Source organism: Saccharopolyspora pogona, assembly GCF_014697215.1.
GTDB classification, from domain to species: Bacteria; Actinomycetota; Actinomycetes; order Mycobacteriales; family Pseudonocardiaceae; genus Saccharopolyspora; species Saccharopolyspora hattusasensis.
The window spans coordinates 6,111,616-6,132,634 of sequence record NZ_CP031142.1 but is presented as its reverse complement, the minus strand read 5'-3'; the positions used below and the strand labels follow the sequence as shown (position 1 = coordinate 6,132,634).

Below are 21,019 nucleotides of genomic sequence, written 5' to 3'. Positions count from 1 at the left end.
GAGTCTTAGCGTGTTATGTGCAACCCTGTGCCTTCCCTGCGCGCTGCGAACTAGCGCACAAGGGGCACACTGAGGAACTTGTCGGGTAGCACCGGGTGCAGCGGAAGCCTCCGGAAGAAGAGAGCAGGTAAGCGTGGCTGGGTCGACACGGACGAAGAAGGCCGGCGGGACCGGCCGGGCTTCGGGGTCCCCCAACGGGGCTGGCTCCGCGAGCCGGCGCTTGGTGATCGTCGAGTCGCCGGCGAAAGCCAAGAAGATCGCCTCCTACCTGGGCTCGAACTTCATCGTCGAGTCTTCTCGCGGGCACATCCGGGACCTGCCGAAGAACGCCAAGGACGTGCCCGAGAAGTACAAGGGGCAGGCGTGGGCCCGGCTGGGCGTCGACGTCGACAACGACTTCGAGCCGCTGTACCTGGTGAGCTCGGACAAGAAGTCGACGGTCACCGAGCTGAAGGACGCGCTCAAGCAGGTCGACGAGCTCTATCTCGCGACGGACGGTGACCGCGAGGGCGAGGCGATCGCCTGGCACCTGCTGGAGACGCTGAAGCCGAAGGTGCCGGTTCGCCGGATGGTGTTCCACGAGATCACCGAGTCGGCGATCCAGGCGGCCGCCGCCAACCCGCGCGACCTGGACCACGACCTGGTGGACGCGCAGGAGACCCGCCGCATCCTGGACCGGCTGTACGGCTACGAGGTCAGCCCGGTGCTGTGGAAGAAGGTCATGCCGAAGCTGTCGGCGGGCCGGGTGCAGTCGGTGGCGACCCGGATCGTGGTCGAGCGGGAGCGCGAGCGGATCAGGTTCGTCCCGGCCGAGTACTGGGACATCTCCGCGACGATGGATGCCGGCCCGGACGCCTCGCCGCGGCGCTTCGGTGCACGCCTGGTGAACGTGGACGGCGCGAAGTTGGCCACCGGCCGCGACTTCGGCCCGGACGGGCAGCTCAAGAACCCCGACACGCGGGTGCTGACCGAGCAGGAGGCCCGCAGCCTCGCCGCCGCGCTCACCGACGCGCAGTTGCACGTGTCCAGCGTCGAGGAGAAGCCGTACACGCGGAAGCCGTACGCGCCGTTCATGACCTCCACGCTGCAGCAGGAAGCCAGCCGAAAGCTGCGTTTCTCGGCCGACCGGACGATGCGCACGGCGCAGCGGTTGTACGAGAACGGTTACATCACGTACATGCGTACCGACTCGACGACGCTGTCCGAGACGGCGATCACGGCGGCGCGCAACCAGGCCCGCGACCTGTACGGCGAGCGGTACCTGCCGCCGCAGCCGCGCCAGTACAACCGCAAGGTCAAGAACGCCCAGGAGGCGCACGAGGCGATCCGCCCGGCGGGCGAGAGCTTCCGCACCCCGGGCGAGGTCGCGGCCGAGCTGCGTAACGACGTCGACGGCTACAAGCTCTACGAGCTGATCTGGCAGCGGACCATCGCCTCCCAGATGGCCGACGCGAAGGGGACCACGCTGTCGGTGCGCATCACCGGCACCGCCTCCAGCGGCGAGGAGTGCACCTTCGCCGCGTCCGGCCGCACGATCACCTTCGCCGGATTCCTGAAGGCCTACGTCGAGGCGGTCGACTCGGAGGCCGGTGGGGTCGCCGACGACGCCGAGTCGCGGCTGCCGCAGCTGGTGCAGGACCAGTCGGTCACCGCGCCGGAGCTGTCGCCGGACGGGCACACCACCAACCCGCCGCCGCGCTTCACCGAAGCCAGCCTGGTCAAGACGCTGGAAGAGCTGGGCATTGGCCGCCCGTCGACCTACGCGTCGATCATCAGCACCGTGCAGGAGCGCGGCTACGTGTGGAAGAAGGGCTCCGCCCTGGTCCCGTCGTGGATCGCCTTCGCCGTGGTCGGCCTGCTGGAGAAGCACTTCGGCCGGCTGGTGGACTACGACTTCACGGCCGCGCTGGAGGACGAACTGGACCGCATCGCCGAGGGGCGCCAGCAGCGCACCCGATGGCTGTCCGGGTTCTACTTCGGCGGCGACATCGGCCCGGAGGACTCGATCGGCCGGGCCGGCGGCCTGAAGAAGCTGGTCGGTTCCGGGGTCGAGGAGATCGACCCGCGGGAGATCAACTCCATCCCGATGTTCAACGACGACGAAGACCGCACCGTCTACGTGCGGGTCGGCCGCTACGGCCCCTACCTGGAGCGGACGCTGGGCGACGGCTCGTCGCAGCGCGCGAACCTGCCGGACGACCTGCCGCCGGACGAGCTCACCGTGGAGATCGCGGAGAAGCTGTTCGCGACCCCGATGGAGGGCCGCAGCCTGGGCACCGACCCGGAGTCGGGGAACGAGGTGGTCGCGAAGGAAGGCCGGTTCGGGCCGTACGTCACCGAGATCCTGCCCGAGGGCAGCAAGAGCAAGCCCCGCACTGGCAGCCTGTTCAAGCACATGTCGCTGGATACCGTGAGGCTCGACGACGCGCTGAAGCTGCTGTCGCTGCCGCGCGTGGTGGGCAAGGACCCGGAGTCCGGCAACGAGATCACGGCGCAGAACGGCCGCTACGGCCCGTACCTGAAGAAGGGCACGGACTCGCGCTCGCTGGAGACCGAGGACCAGATCTTCTCGATCACGCTGGAGGAGGCGCTCAAGATCTACGAGCAGCCCAAGCAGCGGGGTCGGCGGGCGGCCGCGGCGCCGCTGCGGGAGCTCGGCGAGGCGCCGGACACCGGCAAGCCGCTGGTGATCAAGGACGGCCGGTTCGGTCCGTACGTCACGGACGGCGAGACCAACGCGTCGCTGCGCAAGGGCGATGACGTCGAGTCGTTGACCATGGACCGCGCGGTGGAACTGCTCGCGGAGCGGCGCGCCAAGGCCCCGGCGAAGAAGAAGGCGCCAGCCAAGAAGACCACCGCGACGAAGACCACTGGGACGAAGAGCACGGCGGCCAAGAGCACGGCGACGAAGAGCACGGCGGCCAAGAAGCGGGCGAGTTCCTCTTCGAAGTCGGCGTGATCCCGCCGTTCAGCTGATCCCGGGGCCGTGAGTCCTTTGGGTTGCCATCGGCATAGGCCGCCCAAAGACTCACGGCCCCGTTGGCGAACTGGCGGCGAGGCCGGTCGGTGCCGCCCCGTACAGTCTGGGTGTCCGCGAAGTACTGGAGGCGACGTGACGCAGACCGACGCTCCGGGGCAGCCGAAGACCGGCGTGTGGGCGGAGGTCGTCGGTCAGCCCGACGCGGTGCGGACGCTGTTCGCCGCAGTGCGCGCCGCCCACCTCCAGGCGCGGGGTGAGCCGATCCCGCCGGGATCGATGACGCACGCGTGGCTGTTCACCGGGCCGCCCGGATCGGGCCGCTCTACCGCCGCCCGGGCCTTCGCCGCGGCACTGCAGTGCTCGGACCCCGAGCAGCCGGGCTGCGGGCACTGCTCGGCGTGCCGGACGGTGCTGCACGGTACCCACGCGGACGTTCGGCTGGTGGCGCCGGAAGGCCTGTCGATCTCGGTCGCGGAGATGCGGGCGCTCGTGCAAGCCGCGGCGCGGCGGCCGACCACCGGCCAGTGGCGCATCGTGCTGATCGAAGACTCCGACCGGCTCACGGAAGGCGCCGCGAACGCCCTGCTCAAGGCGGTGGAGGAGCCGCCGCCGAGGACCGTGTTCCTGCTGTGCGCGCCGTCTGACCACCCGGAGGACGTGTCCGTCACGATCCGCTCCCGCTGCCGCGTCGTGCAGTTGCGCACGCCGTTGTCCGGCGCGATCGCCGAGGTGCTGCACGAGCGCGATGGAGTGGACGTGGAGCTCGCGCAGTGGGCGGCTTCGGTGTGTGGCGGCCACATCGGCCGGGCGCGGCGGCTGGCGACCGACGAGGAGGTGCGGGAGCGGCGCGAGTCGGTGTTGCGCATTCCGCTGGGGCTGCGCCGGTTCTCGGACGTGTTCACGGCGGCCACCGGGCTGGTGAAGCTGGCCGAGACGGAAGCGGTCACCGCGAACGAGGACCGCAACGAGGCCGAGAAGGAAGAGCTGAAGACCGCGATGGGCGCGGGCGGCACGGGCAAGGGCACGGCGGCGGCCACCCGCGGCGCGAACGCGGCGCTGAAGGAACTGGAGAAGCGCCAGAAGTCGCGCGCCACGCGCTCCCAGCGGGACGCGCTGGACCTGGCGTTGGTCGACCTGGCGGGTTTCTACCGGGACGTGCTGGTGACCCGCGCGGGCTCGACCGCCCCGCTGAACCACCCGGACTTCGAACGTTCGGTGGCGAAGGCGGCGGCGGAGTGGACGTCGGAGTCGGCGCTGCGCCGCCTCCACGCGGTCCTGGAGTGCCGCGAAGCCCTGACGCAGAACGTGAAGCCCATCATCGCGGTCGAAGCAATGCTAGCCGTTCTCTACACCGGATGACTCCACAGTGGACGATGATGTGTTCAGGCCGGTGAGGGTCCTTGAGTCTTTTGGGCGCTGTAGAGCCTATTTGGGAACTCGTTTCGCGTAGTGGTGCGCCCTCGCTGGCTGGTGTGGAGCGAACGGCCTGTTCGCTTCGATAGGTGAAGTGAACGGTCCGTTCGCTCCGTCTGCTTCGCGCCGGCCTTGCACTGCAGTGGTGTGGAGTGAACGGCCTGTTCGCTTCGCTAGCTGCGGGGTGTGGACGGGCGGCTTCGCCGATTCGAAGACGCACACCGCCCTACTGCGACCACGTCCCGTCACATCCGAAACAGGCTCTATATCCCCGAAAACACTCGCGGAGCTCCAGCAGGATCAGGGCGGTTGCCAGGGGCGGACCTCGCCCCAGCCCCAGCGGGGCATCGGTTCCTCGGGGTTCGGGCGGGCGTCGGGCTGCGAGAGGACCAGCGCCATCCGGCTGCCCCACTCCAGGTAGGCCACGAACGCCGAGCTACTGGTCAGCGCGAGAGGTTCGGGTCGGAGCTGGTGGGCGGCCGGGCCGGTGCCCGCCGGGGGCGCCGCGCCCGCGCCGGTACCCGAGCAGTCCACGCCGCCTTCCGGGGCGCAGGCGCGGACGATCTGCTCGCCGAAGGAGACCTGCACCAGCGATGTCGGGAGCCCAACGGGATGGCCGCGGAGCAACTGCAGATCGAACAGCTTCGCCGCCGCCCGGACCTCGGTCCCGACGACGTTGTGCCGCAGCTCCCCGATGCCCATCCGCAGCACGCCGGCGTCCAAGATCGGCGGCGGGCAGCGACAACCCGGCGAAGGCCAACCCGACGGTGGTGCAGGCGCTGAAGCGGCGGACTGCCCGCTTCCGGCAACCTCCCGGTCACGTGATAAGCATCACTGCTGATCCAACGAGTCGAAGGTGACGAGGTGGCGAAGGAAGTTGTCGCAGTGCGCCGGCGGAAGGTGGGATCTTCCCGGAGTCAATCCCGGCCACCAGCGAAGACAAGCGCCGATCAGGCCAGCGCCAAGCAGTGGGGCCGTGAACGACGACGAGGTCCGGCCCGCTACACTTGCTTGTGCAACGCCGCCTTAGCTCAGTCGGCTAGAGCGACGCACTCGTAATGCGTAGGTCAAGGGTTCGATTCCCTTAGGCGGCTCCGCAGCGGTCAACCCGTTGACCTGCGGCGGGAGAAGAGATCGATGATCTCGGCTCCCGCCGCAGTGTCGTTTTCGGGCAGCGAACGGACAGCGGCGCTTTCGGCCACCTGCTCCAAGGCGGCCCACTCCGAGTTCGGCGGCTCGCCAAGGGTGGCGCGGACCGCGTCCCGCTGCGGGTCGGCCAAGTGGTCATATCTCCCAGCGGTTTGCACGGAGGCGTGCCCGGAAGCTTCGACACCGCCTCGATCGGCGCGCCAGCTTGAATCAGCCAGGCGCGTAGGTGTGCCGCAAATCGTACGGCGTCACGACGACAGACCTGCCGCCTTGTAGTCGGATTCCACGCGTCGCGCTGGGACGGCTCGATCTCCGCGCATTGCGACGCGGTGATCTTCTTGCCGACCGCCGCTTTCATCATTTCGGATGTTTGCGGTCGCGGTTACTTTCGGTGATCGTTAGCTTCTCCCCGGTCAGAAAGATCAACTGGGGAGGTCTGCAATCGTGTTGAAGCGACTCCGCGCCCGCGTGCTCGCGGTGGCTCTTGCTTTTGTCGCGCTTTCGACAGTCGGTGCTGTTGTTGCCCGCGACCGCCTCGCTCACCCCGTTGTCGGCAAGCTCGGCGGTACAGCAGACCCAGCCTGAGACATACACGATCGACGTCGCCGGTGTTCGCTACACCGCTGCCAGCGCAAGGGCAATCTGGGCTGCCTGCGGGATGAACGACCCCGCGAAAAAACTGGTTCGCGCCTTCCCCCGCAACGGTGCACCTGGGGCGGGAGGAAAATCGAATCTGCTGTGTGGAACCGCAGGTTACGGGTACCGCCAAAGGATCGCCACATGGCGGACTGGCAGAACCTGGCGGCACGGGTGGGCAGTGACTGGCGATCGTTCACCGACTTCGCCATCGAGCAGATCCTCAAGGTGCCCGAACCTGGATTCCCCTACAACAAGAACAACGACACCTGGACGTATCGGGCGCCGGTTCAGATCCGTGATTCCAATGGTAATGTCGTCGACACCTATCGGCCCATCGTGTCGGTGGCCAACGGGGATCAGAAAATCATCACGGCGTTCCCGGCCCGCTGAGAGACGGATCACCATGCACTTGGACCGCACGAATGATAAGAAGATCTTCGAGGAATTCCTGCACAGGCTCAGCGATGAGCACGTGCTGAGTTCCCCTGAAGGTCACGTCGAGCTGAGGTCTTGGCAGGATGTCGAGCTGGACGTTCCTCTCCGGCTCCAGGTGAGCCCCCAGTCGTTGGGCGAACATTTGCGGGCGATGGAGCACGACGGTGAGCTTGTCTTCCCGAACGCGCAGTCGATCATCAGGGCACTTCAGCTGTTTTTGGTGCATCTCGATGAGGCGATAAGGGCAAGGGCGCCAGCGCAAACCGAACTAGTACCGGACTCCGCGGGAGTCCGATCTGTTGCGCCACGCTAAATAGTCAAATCGGCAAAAGAACAAAGCACTGTCGGTCCGAGTGGAATTTCTTGCTCCGCTCGGGCCGACTCTTGATTTCGGCAGTCACCCTGGTAGCGTCCCGGGCCGCGCTGAAACCGGCGATATTCGCTCGACCCGCTTCGGCGCATCGGCCAAGCGGGGGCCGTTCGTTCGGGGAATGGGCTTGGTCATGGAACTGATCGATCCGCCGGTGGTCGGTGGTGAGCGGCAGATGTTGCGGGCCTACCTCGATTTCCACCGGGCGACGCTGGCGATGAAGTGCGAGGGGCTTTCCGATGCCGAGCTGCGGCGGCAGTCGATGGCTCCTTCGACGCTTTCGCTGCCCGGCTTGGTGCCGCACATGGCCGAGGTGGAACGCACCTGGTTCCGGCGGGTGATCAACCGGGAGGACATCCCGCTGGTGTGGTCGGGCGACGGGGACTTCCGGGCCGCCTACGACGCGACGGAGTCCACGCGGTCGGAGGCGTTCGACGCCTGGTTGGCGGAGGTCGAGCACTCGCGCCGGATCGAGGCGGCCGCCGAGTCGCTCGACGTGCCGGCGCCCCGCCCAGGTGGGGCAAGGACGTGTCGCTGAGGGCTGGTGATGCTGCACCTCATTCACGAGTACGCCCGGAACAACGGCCACGCCGACTTCCTCCGCGAAGGCATCGACGGGACCGTTGGGGCCTGAGCGGCCGCAGATCAACGGCCGTGAGTACTTTGGGTCGCTATACTATATATAGCAGCCCAAAGCACTCACGTGTCCTGAGCAGGCGAGACCCTTACGACGCCGCCGGGGCCGGGGACTGGGGTCCGGCCGGTTCTGAGGCCGAAGGCGCTGATCAGGGTGGCGATCAGGGCCGTGGTGAGCGGAACGGCTAGGGCCGTGCGGTAGCCGTCGAGGGTGTTCCGGAGGCGGCGACGTTGACCGCTGCGGCGCTGGCGAGGCTGAGGGCCGCACCGAATTGCAACGAGGTGTAGAGCAGGCCACCGGCCAAGCCCTGCTCCCGTCGTCGACGCCGTCGGTGGCGGCGATGGTGAGCGGGCCGTAGACCAGTGCGAACGCCGCGCCGAGGATGATCAGGCTCGGGAGCATCGCGGCGTACGTCCAATCCGCGGTAAGAACCGGACTTTCCACTCACGACCTGTGACCTGCGTTCGTGAGCGGCGCTTCCGGTAAGAACCGGAACGGCCACTCACGACGGTCAGCCGGAGACTGCTCGCAGGCCGCCGGGGTGGCGCCCGTCGAGGCGGTCCAGCGCTGCCGCGGTCGAGTCGTCGGCGGGCAGGTAGATGATCAGGCGCTGGTCGTCGGTACCCGACACCTCCAGGACCTCGAAACCCAGCCGCAGCTCGCCGACCTCGGGATGCACCCAGCGCTCCACTCCGGTGCGCTCCGGTACGACCTGCTGTGCCTCGAACCGGCTGGTGAACGGGGCTCCGGCGGCGGCGCTCAGCTCCTCGACGAGGCCCGCGGAATGCGGGTCGTCGCAGTGGAAACCGAGCCTGAGGAAGTTGACCTGGGCGTCGGCGATGCGTGCCCACTCGGGGTGCGCGGTGCGCGCGCGGTCGTCGGTGAACACGAAGCGCACCAGGTTGGGCCGCTCGGCGTCCAGGACCCCGACCGGGCCCGCCAGTCGCTGGTAGCCGTCCGTGCGGGCGAGGACGTCGCCGATCCGGTTGACCACCAGCGCCGGACTCGGCTCGAGCCGCTGGAGGATCGCCTGCACACCTTCGCGAACCGTCCGCACCGGCGGCTCGGCGACCCGCGGGCACAGCGCGCTCGGCTTGTTCGTGCCCAGGATCAGCCACAACTGCGCGCGCTCCTCGGAGGACAGCCGCAGAGCGTCGACGAGGGCACCCAGCACCTCGGAGGACGGGTGGCGGTCCCGGCCCTGCTCCAGCCGGGTGAGGTATTCGACGCTGATCCCGGCGAGCATCGCCAGCTCTGTGCGCCGCAGCCCGGGCGTGCGCCGTCGCGGTCCGGTGGGCAGCCCCACCTCGGCGGGCGTGATGGCTTCCCGACGGGCGCGCAGGAAGGCCCCGAATTCGTTGTCGCGCACGACAGGAACCTACCTGCTGGGGACGCGCTTGTGGGTGGCCCTGCGAGGGCCAGCCTCAGCGCGGTCTCCCTCCGGTGCGGCGAAACCGCGAGGTTGGTGCCATGACCACTGAAACGACCGCACTCCAGCTGACCGCCGGCCGCTGGGCCCTCGACCCGTTCCACTCCTCGGTCGGCTTCTCGATCCGTCACCTGGGAGTGTCGAAGGTGCGGGGCCGCTTCGCCGAGGTCGACGCCGAACTCGTGGTGGGCGAGACCCTCGACGACAGCACGATCACCGCCACCGTCGCCATCGCGTCCATCGACACCGGAAACGCCGACCGCGACGCGCACGTCCTCGCCCCCGACCTGCTCGACGTCGAGAAGCGCCCGACCATGACCTTCCGCTCGACCCGGCTGCGCGGCGAAGGCGAGGACTGGTCCCTCGAAGGCGAGCTGACCATCGGAGAGGTGACCAAGCCGATCACCTTCGAGGTCGAGTTCGGCGGGATCGGGGACGTCTTCGACGGAAGCCGCCACGCCGGCTTCGAGGCGACGGGCGAGATCCGCCGAAGCGATTACGGCATCAACTTCGGCGCGGGCGAAGCCCTGCTCGGCAACGTGGTGAAGATCCAGCTCGACGTCCAGTTCGTCGAACCGAAGTGACGAGGTCAGAGGTTCTTCACGGCTTGGGCGAAGTCGGCGATCAGGTCTTCGCGGTTCTCGATGCCCACGCTGACCCGGACCAGGGCGTCGGTGATGCCCAGGGATTGCCGGTCCGCTCGGCACATTCCGGCGTGCGACGTCGCCGCCGGGCGCGTGATCAAGGATTCCACTCCGCCGAGGCTTGGTGCGTCGTAGGGGAGTTGCACCGCGTCGATCAGCGCTCGGGCCGCTTCCACGCCTCCGGTCGGGCGGAGGCTGAGCATGCCGCCGAAGACGTCGAAGAGCTCCGCCGCCCGCGAGTGGTCCGGGTGCGAGGCCAGGCCCGGGCAATTTGCCTCGCCGATTTCCGGTCGTGCGGCGAGGAATTCGACCAGCGCCAGCGTCTTCGCGCCGCGGGCGAGGAGGAAGCCGGCGTGCGGGTCGAGGCTGCCGCCCAAGTGGTTCGAGGTGTTCCCGGGCGCGCTCCACGTGTTCCGCCCGGCCGACGATCGCACCGGCCACGATGTCCGAGTGGCCGTTGAGGTACTTCGTCGCGCTGTGCAGGGACAGGTCGAAACCCGCCGCCGTCGGCCGGAAGCTCACCGGCATCGCGAAGGTGTTGTCGATCAACCAGCCCGGAATCAGTCATCAGCGCAGATTCGCGCCTTCCATCCCGGCGAACTTGTCGTGCAAGTACGCCTGAGACGGGGTCGAGTTCGGCCGGATGTACTTGATGTCTTGGTAGTCGGCGTCGGCCGAAACCGGCGGACGGACCGGGTACACCGTGCTCTGTTGGCGTTCGCTCCGGCCCGAAGGCCGGAGATTCCTGGTCCGCGTATTGCGGCCAGCTAGGGCCTGTTTCAGAAGTTGATCTGGGTTTGAGATGATCTCCGTGTGGGACGTGGCGATCTGACGAACGAGCAGTGGGCGAAGCTCGAACCGCTGCTACCCCGGGGCAAGAAGTCAGGACGCCCGCCCAAGCACCCGAAACGACAGCTCATCAACGGGATTCGATTCCGGGTACGCACCGGCGTCCAGTGGCGCGACCTGCCCGACCGGTACGGCCCGTGGCAGACCGTGTATGGCCTGTTCCGTCGCTGGCAGCGGGATGGGACCTGGAAACGGATCCTGACGCGGTTGCAGGCCCGGGCGACGCCGAGGGGCTGATCACCTGGGATGTCAGCGTGGACTCCACCGTCGCCCGCGCACACCAGCACGCCGCTGGCGCGCGTATAAAGGGGCTGACCAGCGTGAATCCCCGGGCGGGGTCGACGTCGAGCCGGACGATCACGGGATCGGCCGGTCGCGGGGCGGGTTGACCACGAAGCTGCACCTGTCCACCGAGCAAGGTCAGAAGCCGTTGTCGGTTGTGGTCACTGCCGGTCAGCGGGGCGACTCGCCGCAGTTCCAGACGGTCCTGGAGCGGATCAGGGTGCCCCGTGCCGGTCGGGGCCGGGCACGGACTCGTCCGGATCGGGTGTTGGCGGACAAGGCGTACGGTTCCCGCGCCAACCGTGCCTACCTGCGGCGACGTGGCATTCGGTGCACCATCCCGGAGAAGGCCGACCAGATCCGCCATCGCAAGAACCGCGGTTCGCGCGGTGGTCGCCGACCGGCGTTCGACAAGGAGATCTACAAGCAACGCCACGCGGTGGAGTGCGGCATCAACAGGCTCAAGCGCAATCGTGCCGTCGCTACCCGATACGACAAGTTGGCAGTTCGTTACGAGGCCACAGTGGTCCTCGCGGCGATCAACGAATGGCTCTGACATATGAAACAGGCCCTAGTTCGCGGAACCGCCTCCCGGCTCGAGTCAGGGACTTGGCCTGAGGGCCTGCCCGCGCTGTACACCGCCCACCCGGCGGGATCGTTCCTGGTTTGGTTGTCGCCGGGAACATGGAGTTCATATCGAACCGGCCTGGCGGCCGATAGCGGGGCTGGACCGCCGCTCTGGAGCGCGGAGTACTGCCAGGTCTCTTGGTAGATCGGGTACACCACGGCCCCTTGGGCCTCGTCCGCCGCTCGCCACGGTGCACCGCCACCGCCTCGATCCGAGCCACCTGGACCTCCCCGGATGCTTTGCGGGCGGCTCGATCCGGCGAGCGCGCCGCGCAGCCTCGCCGTCACCCTGAGAACCCTTCCGCCGGCTTGGAAGCACTCGATCGATGGCTGGTGAGGGCCACCCGTGACCTTAGCAAGAGGGCACGGGTGCCCCTCGCTCTTGGTCTGATCGGGTGAATACCGGTCGGGTGGTGTGCGGATCAGGGTGGTGACATCGGCGGCTCGGCCGCGTCCGACACCCTCCGTGATGGTTGGAAAGGGCTTCGGGTTTGGCCCACGCGCGGTTCACTGGGAATCGTGACCACTGTGGACCGTGCGTGTCCGTGGCGGACCTCCCGACACCTGTGCGCGGGACGCGGCGAATTGTCGGCACGTCATTCCATTGAGTCAATTCCGAAATGCATTCCCGGTGCGGTTCGGCTGCAATCTTGCCGAACCGCCCAGGCGCCGGTTTCGGAATCCCCGGCGTCCGAACGGGGAATTCGGCCCGGACGTCGCGCGAATAACGCGGACGGCGGGGAGGAGTGGAAACGCGATGGCAATGCGACAGAATACGGTGATCGCCGGACTGGTCGTGGGCAGCGTGCTCGGCGCCGCTGGTGCCTTGGCCGCCCCAGCTGTGCAGGATGACCAGTCGAAATCCCCGGCGATCGGCCTGGGATACGCCGTCGGCCTCGCCGCGAAGCTGCCCACCAAGCCCGATCCACCTGCTGCTCCGGTAGCGGACTGGGTGTCGCCGGCGGACGGCGAGATCAGCAGCGGCTTCGGTGGGCGCTGGGGCGAGATGCACAACGGTGTCGACATCGCCAACGACATCGGCACCCCGATCCGAGCGGCGTCGGAGGGCATCGTCATAGATTCCGGTCCGGCGAGCGGTTATGGCATGTGGATCAGAATTGCGCACCGCGACGACGTCGTTTCGATTTACGGACACATCGACGAGAACTTCGTCTCGGTCGGACAACAGGTTCGGGCCGGGCAGTTGATCGCGACGATGGGCGATCGCGGCGAATCGACCGGGCCACACTTGCACTTCCAGATCGAGGTGGCCGGGCGGCCGGTGGATCCGGAGAACTTCTACCGCGACGCGAACGCCGAGTTGACGGATCGGTAAGCCTTTCGTGCGTTCTCGACGGCGTGTCGACGCCCGATTGGTGGACCCGGTTGACCCGTCCGCGGGCGGCGCTGCCAGAGTGGCAGACCCCGGAAACCGCCAAACGATGTCCGGCGTGCACCACTGACTGTTATCACTGCCCGTTATCGAACTGCGAGCGGCGTGCGAACCCAGCAGCGATCACCCGGCGCATCCGGCGGTGGACCGATCGGCCGAGCAGATCATCACCCTTCCGGCCGATTGTCGTGGTGCTCCGGGAGCTACTTCGATCGCATTAACGCGCCTGGAAGGATTCGATGTGATGGAGCGAGTGGATGTGGCCGGAATCGTCGGCGGTGGAGTGCTTGCCGGGGATCGCCAGCCGCCGGACTGGGAACGCCGTATCGCCGAGCGGTCCGAGCAGCACTACCGCGCGCGGTTGGTGCAGCGGCTCCTGCTTGCCTGGGCGGTGCCGGGCAACCTGTTGCTGATCGGCACCGCCGCGATGGCGCTGTCGTTATGGGTGTCCGCAATACCGGCGGGGGTGGTTTTCGCGCTGGCCGTGGCATCGATGGCCCTGTCGGCGAGGTTCGTCTACCAGCAGCACTTTAAGGTTCGCGCGGTGGAGTCAGAACTGCGCGCGCTCGAATGCGCGTACCGCGAGAACATGCTGGATGAACTGGGGTCCGGAGATCTGCTGGGTGTGCACAAGCGTTACCGGGCGCAGCTGCCGGATCTCGTCGAGCGCTACCGGGGCGAGGCCCGGCGGGACCGCTCGAAGGACAACGTCCTGCAGGCGGTGGTCATCGGCGGCTCGATCGTCGCCGCGACGGTGACGGCGGTATCAGTGTCCGTTGTGGACGTTCGGGGGGTCGCGGTGGCGTTGTGCCTGGTCGTCGCGGTGGCCGCGGCGTTCGCCGGGCACGCCAAGTACCGGTACCGGGCGGTCGCGTGCCAGCAGGCCGCCGACGCGTTGGACCGCGAGTACGAGTCGGTGGAGCTTCGGGTCGGTCGGTACCGCCGGTTCGACAGCGAGCACGAGGCCTATGCGGAATTCGCCGACGCGGTCGAGGCGCTGCGGGCCGAACAGGTGCGCCGCTTGCCTTCAACCGCAGCGGACGGGATCGGTCAGTAATCACTCCCATGTCGCGCTTCACGAAAGCGTGGAGAAATAGGCGGATAACGATCACTGAATGTCTACATTTCCCACTTATGTGATCGCTGAATGGTGGTGAGTGATCCTTCCGTAATCTCCGGCGCGGCGCACAGGAATCGGCCTGTGCAGAGAGGAGCAATGCGATGAAACGCACCCTTACCGCAGCGGCCGTTGTGTTGGTCGGCGGCGCTGGCGCGGTCGGCTTCGCCGCTACCGCGAACGCGGCCGAGACCCCGCAACTGCCAGCTGAGCTGCCCACCGACAACAACCTCGCGCAGACCACGTACCACGTCGCGGGCACGCTGGCCTCCGCGCAGCAGACCGTGGGCGACGTCGTCCCGGTCGAGAAGCAGCTAACCGGGCGCAGCAACGCCGGTGGCCCGCTCGACGGCGTGCTTGGCGGCGTCGGCGTGCTCGGCGACAGCAACCCGGTCACGGGCCTGCTCGGCGGTGTGACCGGCGGCAAGAGCCTCGACACCGCCGCGCTGCCGGTGGGCGACGTCGTCCCCGCCGTGGCGGTCAGCCCGGTCGCCAGGCAGGGTGGCCCGGTCGACGAGCTGCCGGCCGGCCTGGGCTCGGTGCTGGACAGCACAAAGGCGGGCGTGCCGCAGACCAAGCCCGCGCAGCTGCCGCCCACGCCGCAGGAGGTCAACCTGGTGGGCGAGACGGTGCACGGCGTGGTGGCCGGCTCCCCGGTCGGTTCGACGCTGCCGGCGGCGAGAAGCGGCAGCGCGCTCGGGGGCATCGTCGGTCCGGCGAGCCCGCTGGACGGCGTGACCGACACCCTCCCGGTCGGCAAGGTCGCCCCGGACACGACACTGGACAAGGTCAACGACGTGGCCAGCCACGGCCCGCTCGGTGGCGCCAACCAGCTCGGCGGCTGATCGGCCCGGCGGCCCTCCACGTCGAAAAGAACGACGCCGGAAGCGACGGCCCGGCAACACGGTCGACCCGGCGCAGCTCACCCCGCTGGAGCGGCGGGCTTCCTCCGCCGACGGCGCCCCCGAACGGACTCGATGGCCCCCGCCGGAACCGGCAGGGGCCATCACCGCGTAGGCCCCGGTTGCAGCTGATCAGCCGCCGTGAGTGCTTTTCGGTGCTGCAGCGACTGCTCCACACTCCTTCTGCGTGGCGCTGCGGTTGGCGCAACCTCAAACGCCGCCTGGACTGCGGGATCCCCGATTTGCGCATGACCAGATACGCGGCTTCGGGCTTCAAAGACAAGAGCCCGCCCTACCGCATCTTGGCCGGTCACTTCCAAAGCGCCCGCTATGGCCCCAACAGCGCTCACGGGAGTTGACCAGCGGGAACGGGGCTGCGGGGAGGGAAGGAGCCGCTCCGGGCGATGGCTGGGTGGCGATTTCAATTTCGCGAGAAATTGACGTTCACCCAGGTGACGGTCAATTTCTCGCGAAATTGACCACCACCTGGACGAACGCACCGCGGCGATCACGAAGCGCGACGATGCCCCGTCACCCGGGGTGGTGGCGATTCCCGCGAAATCGCAACCCGGCCCGCGTCCAGAAGTCGATTCCGCCGTTGCCGGTGGCGTGCCCGAGCCGGGCGATCGCCCGGCTCACCGGTCCAGTTCGACGGTGCCCGCGGAGCCGTGGACGGTTATCCGCTGGCCGTCGGTGATTCGGGTCGTGGCTTCCGGAACTCCCACCACGGCGGGGATTCCGTACTCCCGGGCCACCGTCGCGCCGTGCGAGTTGGGCCCGCCCATCTCCATCACCAGGCCGCCCGCGGTCAGGAACAGCGGCGTCCAGCCGGGATCCGTGGACGGCGTCACCAAGATCTCGCCTGGGGCGAGCCGCGCGCGGACCGGGTCGTGCACCACTCGCGCCGTCCCGGTCACGGTGCCCGCCGAAGCCGATGTCCCGATCAGCTGACCGTCGACCGCCGCCGTGGGCAGCGTCGCCTCAGGTTCGGTGCCGTCCGAGAGCAGCACGCGCGGCGGGTGCCGGCGCCGCAGTTCGCGTTCGTGGGTTTCTCGGCGCTGTGCCACCAGATTGCGGTGGTCGGCGCCCGAGACCGCCTCGGTGAGCTCGTCATAGTCGAGGAAGAACACATCCTCCGCGCGCTCCAGGCCACCGGTGGAGGCGAGTTCCCGGCCGACGGCCAGCAGGTGCTTGCGGGCGTTCGCGATCGCCAGCACGATGCAGTACTTCGGCATTTCGCGGAGCCCGGCGAGCTGCCGCACCCTGTCCATCGCGAAGCCGACGACCCGAGCTCGCAGCGGGTTCTTGAGCCGGGACACGATCTCGGCGGCCATCCGCTCCGCGTCGGCCACCCCGCGCCGGTACTGCTCGTCTGCGTCGTGGCCGCTTTCGCCGGTCTGCACGTAGTTCGCGACGAGCCCGAGCACGTGCGCCGGGGCCTCGGACCAGCGCGGGACCCCGATGTCGATCTCCGCCACCGTCCGATGCCCGTAGCGCTCGAGGAACGCATCGAGTCCATTTTGGACTTCTACCGGCAGCTTCCGGGACTGGTAGCGCTCGGCGAGCTCGTCGACGGAGGATCCGGCGAACAGCCGGGCGGTTTCGGGGTCCCGGCGGGCGAGCTGCGCGATCCCCCAAAGCTCCAGGTCCATCTCGGTGGTGACGTTGTGCGGGATGCCGCGCAGCACGATCTGCACTTCTTCGGCGGTGGCGGCCTTGCCCGCCAGCTTCGGGAGCAGTCGGCTGAGGACGAGGGCGGGCAGCATCCTCGGCGGGATCTGCGCGATTCGCGGGACCGCGATCTCCGCGACGCTCCGCCGCGCCGCGGCCAGCCGCTCCCGCGCGGACGACGGCTCCGGGCCGGCCAGCTCCGCCCGGATTTCCCGGACCATGCCGAAGATCCGCTCGCGAGCGCGCTTGGGGTCGCGCAGCGTGCGCACCGCCTCGATCGGCGCCTTGGTGCGCGCGAAGATCCCGGCGAGCCGGTGCAGCAGCGGCCACGGCACCTTCGGGTCCAGCGGCAGGCGCGGGTCGTCGAGCAGCGACTCGAAGACCTTTCCGGTGCGGGCTTCGGCCATCGCGAACACCTTGGGTGCCACGGCGCGGCCGATCTTGTTCCGGGTCATGCCGGTGATGTCGGCGAACAGCCAACCGTCGGCCTGCCGCCATAGCTTCGGCCGCGGTCCGTCGGTCGGGATGCCGAGATTGCGCATGAGGTTGTTGAACATCAACGCCAGCGTCGCCGCGCCCATCGGCGTGATCGGCCGGTAGACGCCCTGCGCGACGTTGATCGACAGGTAGACGTGCAGGCCGTCGTGCGGTTCGGCGGGCAGCGGGAACAGCGTGGTGATCGGCCGCGACTGGGTCAGCCACGGGGTGCCGTTGCCGTCGATGGCCCACTCGATGTCCTGCGGCGCGCCGCAGTGCCGCGCCACTTCCGAACCCAGCGCGGCGAGCTCGCGGGCCTGATCGTTCGTTATCGAAGGCTGATCGCCCTGCTGCACAACGGTTTCCGTGCCGCCGCCGGGTTTCGGGTGGACGCTGGTGGGCTTGTCCCCGAGCCGCCGCGCGGTGACCCGGCCGGACTCCACTGCGAAGTGGTCCGGGGTGACCGCGCCGGACACCACCGATTCGCCGAGCCCGGTGTTCGCGTCGATCACGGTCTCGGTTCGCCGCCCGGTGACCGGGTTCGCGGTGAACAGCACGCCGGCCGCCGTCGCGTCGACCATGCGCTGTACGACCACCGCCAACCGCACCGCGCGGTGGTCGATGTCGTTGGCCGCCCGGTAGGCCACCGCCCGGTCCGTCCACAGTGAACTCCAGCAGCCGCGCACGGCGTCCAGCAGCGCAGCCTCGCCGATGACGTTCAGGTAGGTGTCCTGCTGGCCGGCGAAGCTGGCGTGCGGTAGGTCCTCGGCGGTCGCGGACGAACGCACCGCCACCGGCGAGTCCGGGCCGAGTTCGGCGTAGGCGGCGGTGATCGCGGCAGCCAGCTCGGCGGGGATTTCGGCGCCGGCGAGCCGGGAGCGGATCTCGGCTGCTGCCCCGGGTAACCGGTTGATCAGGTCGCCGGTGAGTTCGCGGCAGACCTCGTCGTAGGCGAGCGTGCTGATGCAGAAGCCGGGTGGCACCCGGAATCCCGCAGCCGACAGCTCGCCCAGGTTGGCGGCCTTGCCGCCGGCCAGCTCGCCGTCGCTCGCGCCGATCTCGCCGAGGTCGAGCAGAACCCGGGTCTCCAACGTGCTCAAGGCCAACCTCCCCGCGCCGGTGCAAGCAAGGTAGCGCGGGACGGGCCAAAAAATCAACGGTCGTTGAATTTGTGTTGGGCCATTGGGGTGATCCCGACGATCGCCGCATCACGTGCCGGGCGGAGCGCCATTCCTCTCCCGCGAGGAGGGAGCGGGATGCATTGGTGGATGGTGCCGTTGGCGACGTTGTCCGGCCTGGTCGTGCTGGCCCCGGCGATCTGCAGGCACCTGCGCCGGCGGCGGGTGGTGGCGAGGGCGATGGCCGAGCTGGCCTGGTTCTACCAACCGCGATCGCCGCGTGAGCGGTTCGCGCCGGGCAGCGGGAAGCACGCCTCGACGACCCCGGTCGTCGTGCTGGGCCGGTCCGACGGCACCGCCTTGGCGATGCCCAGATCGTCGGGTGCGCGACGGCGCTGACGCGGCCCAAGGCACTGGAAACGAAGTTGCCTCGCATTTGTCCGCAGGTCATAGTTGTCCCGCCAACTAGTTGAGTGCTGCAAGCAAATTGCTGGGGATGTTCGTGCCGCAGCGCTCCCGCCGGACTCGCACGCCGGCGCATCACGAGGAGCACCCCCTGAAAGGGAAAACCATGTCGGAAACGGCTGTGCCACCTGCGCAGACCGCCGGACCCGCGCTGAGCCACCGCCAGATCCTGACCGTGCTCACCGGCCTGATGCTGGGCATGTTCCTGGGCGCGCTCGACCAGACCATCGTCAGCTCGGCGATCCGCGTCATCGCCGACCAGTTGCACGGGCAGACCGCGCAAGCCTGGGTCACCACCGCATACCTGATCACGGCGACCATCACCACGCCGCTGTACGGCAAGCTCTCCGACATCTACGGCCGCAGACCGCTGTACCTGACCGCGATCTCGCTGTTCCTGGTCGGTTCGCTGCTGTGCGGGCTGGCGAACTCGATCTACGAGCTCGCCGCATTCCGCGCCATTCAGGGCCTCGGCGGCGGGGGCCTGATGTCGCTGGCGCTGACGATCATCGCCGACATGATCCCCGCCCGGCAGCGCAGCCGCTACCAGGGCTATTTCATGGCGGTCTTCGGCACCGCCAGCGTGATCGGGCCGGTGATCGGCGGCCTGTTCGCCGGCATGGACAGCTTCCTCGGCATCGACGGCTGGCGCTGGGTGTTCCTGGTGAACCTGCCGGTCGGGCTGGCCGCGCTGGCCGTCGTCGCGAAGGTGCTCAACGTGGCGACCGAACGCGTCCGGCACCGGATCGACTACCTGGGCGCGGCGGCGCTGGTCGTGCTGCTGGTGCCGCTGCTGACCGTCGCCGAGCAGGGCCGCGAGTGGGGTTGGCTGTCGTCGACCTCGCTGGCCATGTACGCCATCGGCGCGGTCGGGCTGCTGCTGTTCGTGTTCGTCGAGCGCCGGATGGGAGCCGAGGCGCTGCTGCCGCTGCGGATGTTCCGGCAGTCGTCGTTCCGGATGGGCAACCTGCTCAACTTCCTGGTCGGCATCGGCATGTTCGGCGGGCTGAGCTCGGTGCCGCTGTACCTGCAGATCGTCAAGGGCCTGAGCCCGACCGAGGCGGGGCTGATGCTGCTGCCGATGACGGCCGGGATCATGGTCGCGACCGGCGTCGTCGGCAAGCTGATCGCCAAGACCGGCCGACTGAAGATCTTCCCGATCGTCGGTGCCGCGTTCATGGCCACTTCGCTGTTCCTGTTCAGCCTGATCAGGGTGGACACCTCGCTGGTCCAGGTGGGGCTGACGGCGGTGGTGATGGGCTGCGGGCTGGGCATGCTAATGCAGACCCTGACGCTCGTGGTGCAGACCGGCGCCACCCCGCGCGACATGGGCGTGGCGACGGCGTCGGTGAACCTGTTCCGGCAGACCGGCGGCACCGTCGGCGCGGCGGCGTTCCTGTCGGTGCTGTTCAGCACGGTCGGCGGCCGGATCGCGGATGGTACGCGAGCGGCGTTCGCCACACCGGAGTTCACCGCGGCGCTGCGCGACCCGGAGGTGCTGGCGAACCCGGTGAACCGGTCGTTCGTCGAAGCGCTGCAGCAAGGTGGCGGGGCCGGCCTCGACATCAACGACACGTCGTTCCTGTACGGCCTGGACCCGCGGCTGGCGCGGCCGATCCTGGAGGGCTTCGCCAGTTCGATGGACACGGTGTTCTTCGTCGGCGGTTGCGTGGTCCTGGTCGCCTTCGCTCTCACCTGGCTGCTCCGCGACATCCGCCTGGACTGACCTGTCCACAGACTTGTCCACAGAAAGCCCAGTTATCCCCAGGTCTGTGGACAAGTTCACGAAGTGCCTGGTCAGATCCTGTGAGTGGGGATGTCCAGAAGCGCTCACGGACCCGGTGCTACACAAGTGAAAAGGGCCCTCACCGCATCCAGCGCGGCGAGGGCCCTTTCTCGGGACGGTGGTTCAGTGCCCCTGTTCCTTGGCCCGCTCGTACGAGCGCTTGATCTCCGCTTCGGCCTCGGTGCGGCCGACCCACGTCGCGCCCTCCACGCTCTTGCCCGGTTCCAGGTCCTTGTACACCTCGAAGAAGTGCTGGATCTCCAGCCTGTAGAACTCGGCGAGGTGGTGGATGTCGCGCAGGTGCTCCTGCCGCGGGTCGTCCGAGGGAACGCAGATGACCTTGTCGTCGCCGCCCTTCTCGTCGCGCATCCGGAACATGCCGATGGCACGCGACTTGATCAGGCAGCCGGGGAACGTCGGCTCCTGGACCAGGACCAGCGCGTCCAACGGGTCGCCGTCCTCGCCGAGGGTGTCCTCGATGAACCCGTAGTCCGCCGGGTACTGGGTAGCGGTGAACAGCGTCCGGTCGAGACGGATTCGCCCCGTCTCGTGGTCCACCTCGTACTTGTTCCGGTTCCCCTTGGGGATCTCGATCGTGACGTCGAAGTCCACGCGGTTCCTCACTCGTCTTGCGTC

The 21,019-nt window shown here is 68.4% G+C and carries 17 protein-coding genes, 1 tRNA gene and 3 pseudogenes; 12 read left to right on the top strand and 9 right to left on the bottom strand.

What is annotated here, in order from left to right; genetic code table 11:
* Positions 1-133 precede the first annotated feature (133 nt).
* Together topA and DL519_RS28405 are read left to right on the top strand one after the other, a co-directional pair.
* Positions 134-2,959, top strand: a complete 2,826-nt coding sequence (topA, locus tag DL519_RS28410) for a type I DNA topoisomerase (protein ID WP_397544981.1) — start codon at positions 134-136, stop codon at positions 2,957-2,959.
* 153 nt (positions 2,960-3,112) lie between these two features.
* Complete coding sequence (locus DL519_RS28405; RefSeq protein ID WP_190819297.1) at positions 3,113-4,339, top strand: DNA polymerase III subunit delta'; 1,227 nt, start codon at positions 3,113-3,115, stop codon at positions 4,337-4,339.
* 354 nt (positions 4,340-4,693) lie between these two features.
* Here the strand turns inward: DL519_RS28405 and DL519_RS47385 are convergent, their stop codons facing one another.
* Complete coding sequence (locus DL519_RS47385) at positions 4,694-5,095, bottom strand: hypothetical protein (RefSeq protein WP_223840368.1); 402 nt, start codon at positions 5,093-5,095, stop codon at positions 4,694-4,696.
* A gap of 318 nt (positions 5,096-5,413) precedes the next feature.
* Here DL519_RS47385 and DL519_RS28395 point away from each other — a divergent pair.
* Positions 5,414-5,487: transfer RNA gene (locus DL519_RS28395), tRNA-Thr, on the top strand.
* Positions 5,488-5,496: 9 nt separating this feature from the next.
* On the opposite strand, the gene DL519_RS28390 is transcribed toward DL519_RS28395, so the two are convergent.
* Positions 5,497-5,673, bottom strand: a complete 177-nt coding sequence (locus DL519_RS28390; RefSeq protein ID WP_190819295.1) for a hypothetical protein — start codon at positions 5,671-5,673, stop codon at positions 5,497-5,499.
* A 226-nt stretch (positions 5,674-5,899) separates the two neighbouring features.
* The gene (locus tag DL519_RS28385; protein WP_190819293.1) at positions 5,900-6,136 is read right to left on the bottom strand and encodes a hypothetical protein; all 237 of its coding nucleotides are present in this window, start codon (positions 6,134-6,136) and stop codon (positions 5,900-5,902) included.
* 186 nt (positions 6,137-6,322) lie between these two features.
* Between DL519_RS28385 and DL519_RS28380 the strand changes: the two genes are divergently transcribed.
* Positions 6,323-6,571 carry a hypothetical protein gene (locus DL519_RS28380; RefSeq protein WP_190819291.1) on the top strand — a complete coding sequence of 83 codons (249 nt, stop codon included), beginning with the start codon at positions 6,323-6,325 and terminating at the stop codon, positions 6,569-6,571.
* 536 nt (positions 6,572-7,107) lie between these two features.
* A pseudogene (locus tag DL519_RS28375) lies at positions 7,108-7,620 on the top strand (DinB family protein).
* A gap of 514 nt (positions 7,621-8,134) precedes the next feature.
* On the opposite strand, the gene DL519_RS28370 reads toward DL519_RS28375, so the two are convergent.
* Positions 8,135-8,992 (bottom strand): helix-turn-helix transcriptional regulator, encoded by an 858-nt coding sequence (locus DL519_RS28370; protein ID WP_190819289.1) that lies wholly within the window; start codon positions 8,990-8,992, stop codon positions 8,135-8,137.
* A gap of 101 nt (positions 8,993-9,093) precedes the next feature.
* Between DL519_RS28370 and DL519_RS28365 the strand changes: the two genes are divergently transcribed.
* The gene (locus DL519_RS28365) at positions 9,094-9,636 is read left to right on the top strand and encodes a YceI family protein (RefSeq protein ID WP_190819287.1); all 543 of its coding nucleotides are present in this window, start codon (positions 9,094-9,096) and stop codon (positions 9,634-9,636) included.
* Positions 9,637-9,641: 5 nt separating this feature from the next.
* On the opposite strand, the gene DL519_RS28360 is transcribed toward DL519_RS28365, so the two are convergent.
* The 3 genes and pseudogenes from DL519_RS28360 to DL519_RS49050 form a co-directional block, all read right to left on the bottom strand.
* A complete protein-coding gene (locus DL519_RS28360; RefSeq protein WP_263399731.1) occupies positions 9,642-10,130 on the bottom strand; it encodes a PLP-dependent transferase in 489 nt (162 codons plus the stop codon).
* A 19-nt stretch (positions 10,131-10,149) separates the two neighbouring features.
* Positions 10,150-10,224: pseudogene (locus DL519_RS50410) on the bottom strand (hypothetical protein); the annotation flags it as partial.
* 39 nt (positions 10,225-10,263) lie between these two features.
* Complete coding sequence (locus DL519_RS49050; RefSeq protein WP_263399730.1) at positions 10,264-10,398, bottom strand: hypothetical protein; 135 nt, start codon at positions 10,396-10,398, stop codon at positions 10,264-10,266.
* Between the two features lie 111 nt (positions 10,399-10,509).
* On the opposite strand from DL519_RS49050, the pseudogene DL519_RS28350 reads away from it, so the two are divergent.
* The 4 genes and pseudogenes from DL519_RS28350 (at position 10,510) to DL519_RS28335 (ending at position 14,809) form a co-directional block, all read left to right on the top strand.
* Positions 10,510-11,383, top strand: a pseudogene (locus DL519_RS28350) (IS5 family transposase).
* Between the two features lie 828 nt (positions 11,384-12,211).
* Positions 12,212-12,790 carry a M23 family metallopeptidase gene (locus DL519_RS28345; protein ID WP_190819285.1) on the top strand — a complete coding sequence of 193 codons (579 nt, stop codon included), beginning with the start codon at positions 12,212-12,214 and terminating at the stop codon, positions 12,788-12,790.
* A 301-nt stretch (positions 12,791-13,091) separates the two neighbouring features.
* Positions 13,092-13,904 (top strand): SLATT domain-containing protein, encoded by an 813-nt coding sequence (locus DL519_RS28340; protein WP_190819283.1) that lies wholly within the window; start codon positions 13,092-13,094, stop codon positions 13,902-13,904.
* 164 nt (positions 13,905-14,068) lie between these two features.
* Positions 14,069-14,809 (top strand): hypothetical protein, encoded by a 741-nt coding sequence (locus tag DL519_RS28335; protein WP_190819281.1) that lies wholly within the window; start codon positions 14,069-14,071, stop codon positions 14,807-14,809.
* Between the two features lie 692 nt (positions 14,810-15,501).
* On the opposite strand, the gene DL519_RS28330 is transcribed toward DL519_RS28335, so the two are convergent.
* Positions 15,502-18,114: a PEP/pyruvate-binding domain-containing protein gene (locus tag DL519_RS28330; protein WP_190819279.1), complete on the bottom strand. Its 2,613-nt coding sequence runs from the start codon at positions 18,112-18,114 to the stop codon at positions 15,502-15,504.
* 156 nt (positions 18,115-18,270) lie between these two features.
* Here DL519_RS28330 and DL519_RS28325 point away from each other — a divergent pair, with 156 nt between their 5' ends.
* Both DL519_RS28325 and DL519_RS28320 read left to right on the top strand, forming a co-directional pair.
* The gene (locus DL519_RS28325; RefSeq protein ID WP_190819277.1) at positions 18,271-18,531 is read left to right on the top strand and encodes a hypothetical protein; all 261 of its coding nucleotides are present in this window, start codon (positions 18,271-18,273) and stop codon (positions 18,529-18,531) included.
* Between the two features lie 172 nt (positions 18,532-18,703).
* Positions 18,704-20,323, top strand: coding sequence for an MDR family MFS transporter (locus tag DL519_RS28320; protein WP_190819275.1), 1,620 nt, complete (start codon positions 18,704-18,706; stop codon positions 20,321-20,323).
* A gap of 183 nt (positions 20,324-20,506) precedes the next feature.
* On the opposite strand, the gene DL519_RS28315 is transcribed toward DL519_RS28320, so the two are convergent.
* Positions 20,507-20,995: an inorganic diphosphatase gene (locus DL519_RS28315; protein ID WP_168586214.1), complete on the bottom strand. Its 489-nt coding sequence runs from the start codon at positions 20,993-20,995 to the stop codon at positions 20,507-20,509.
* Positions 20,996-21,019 lie beyond the last annotated feature (24 nt).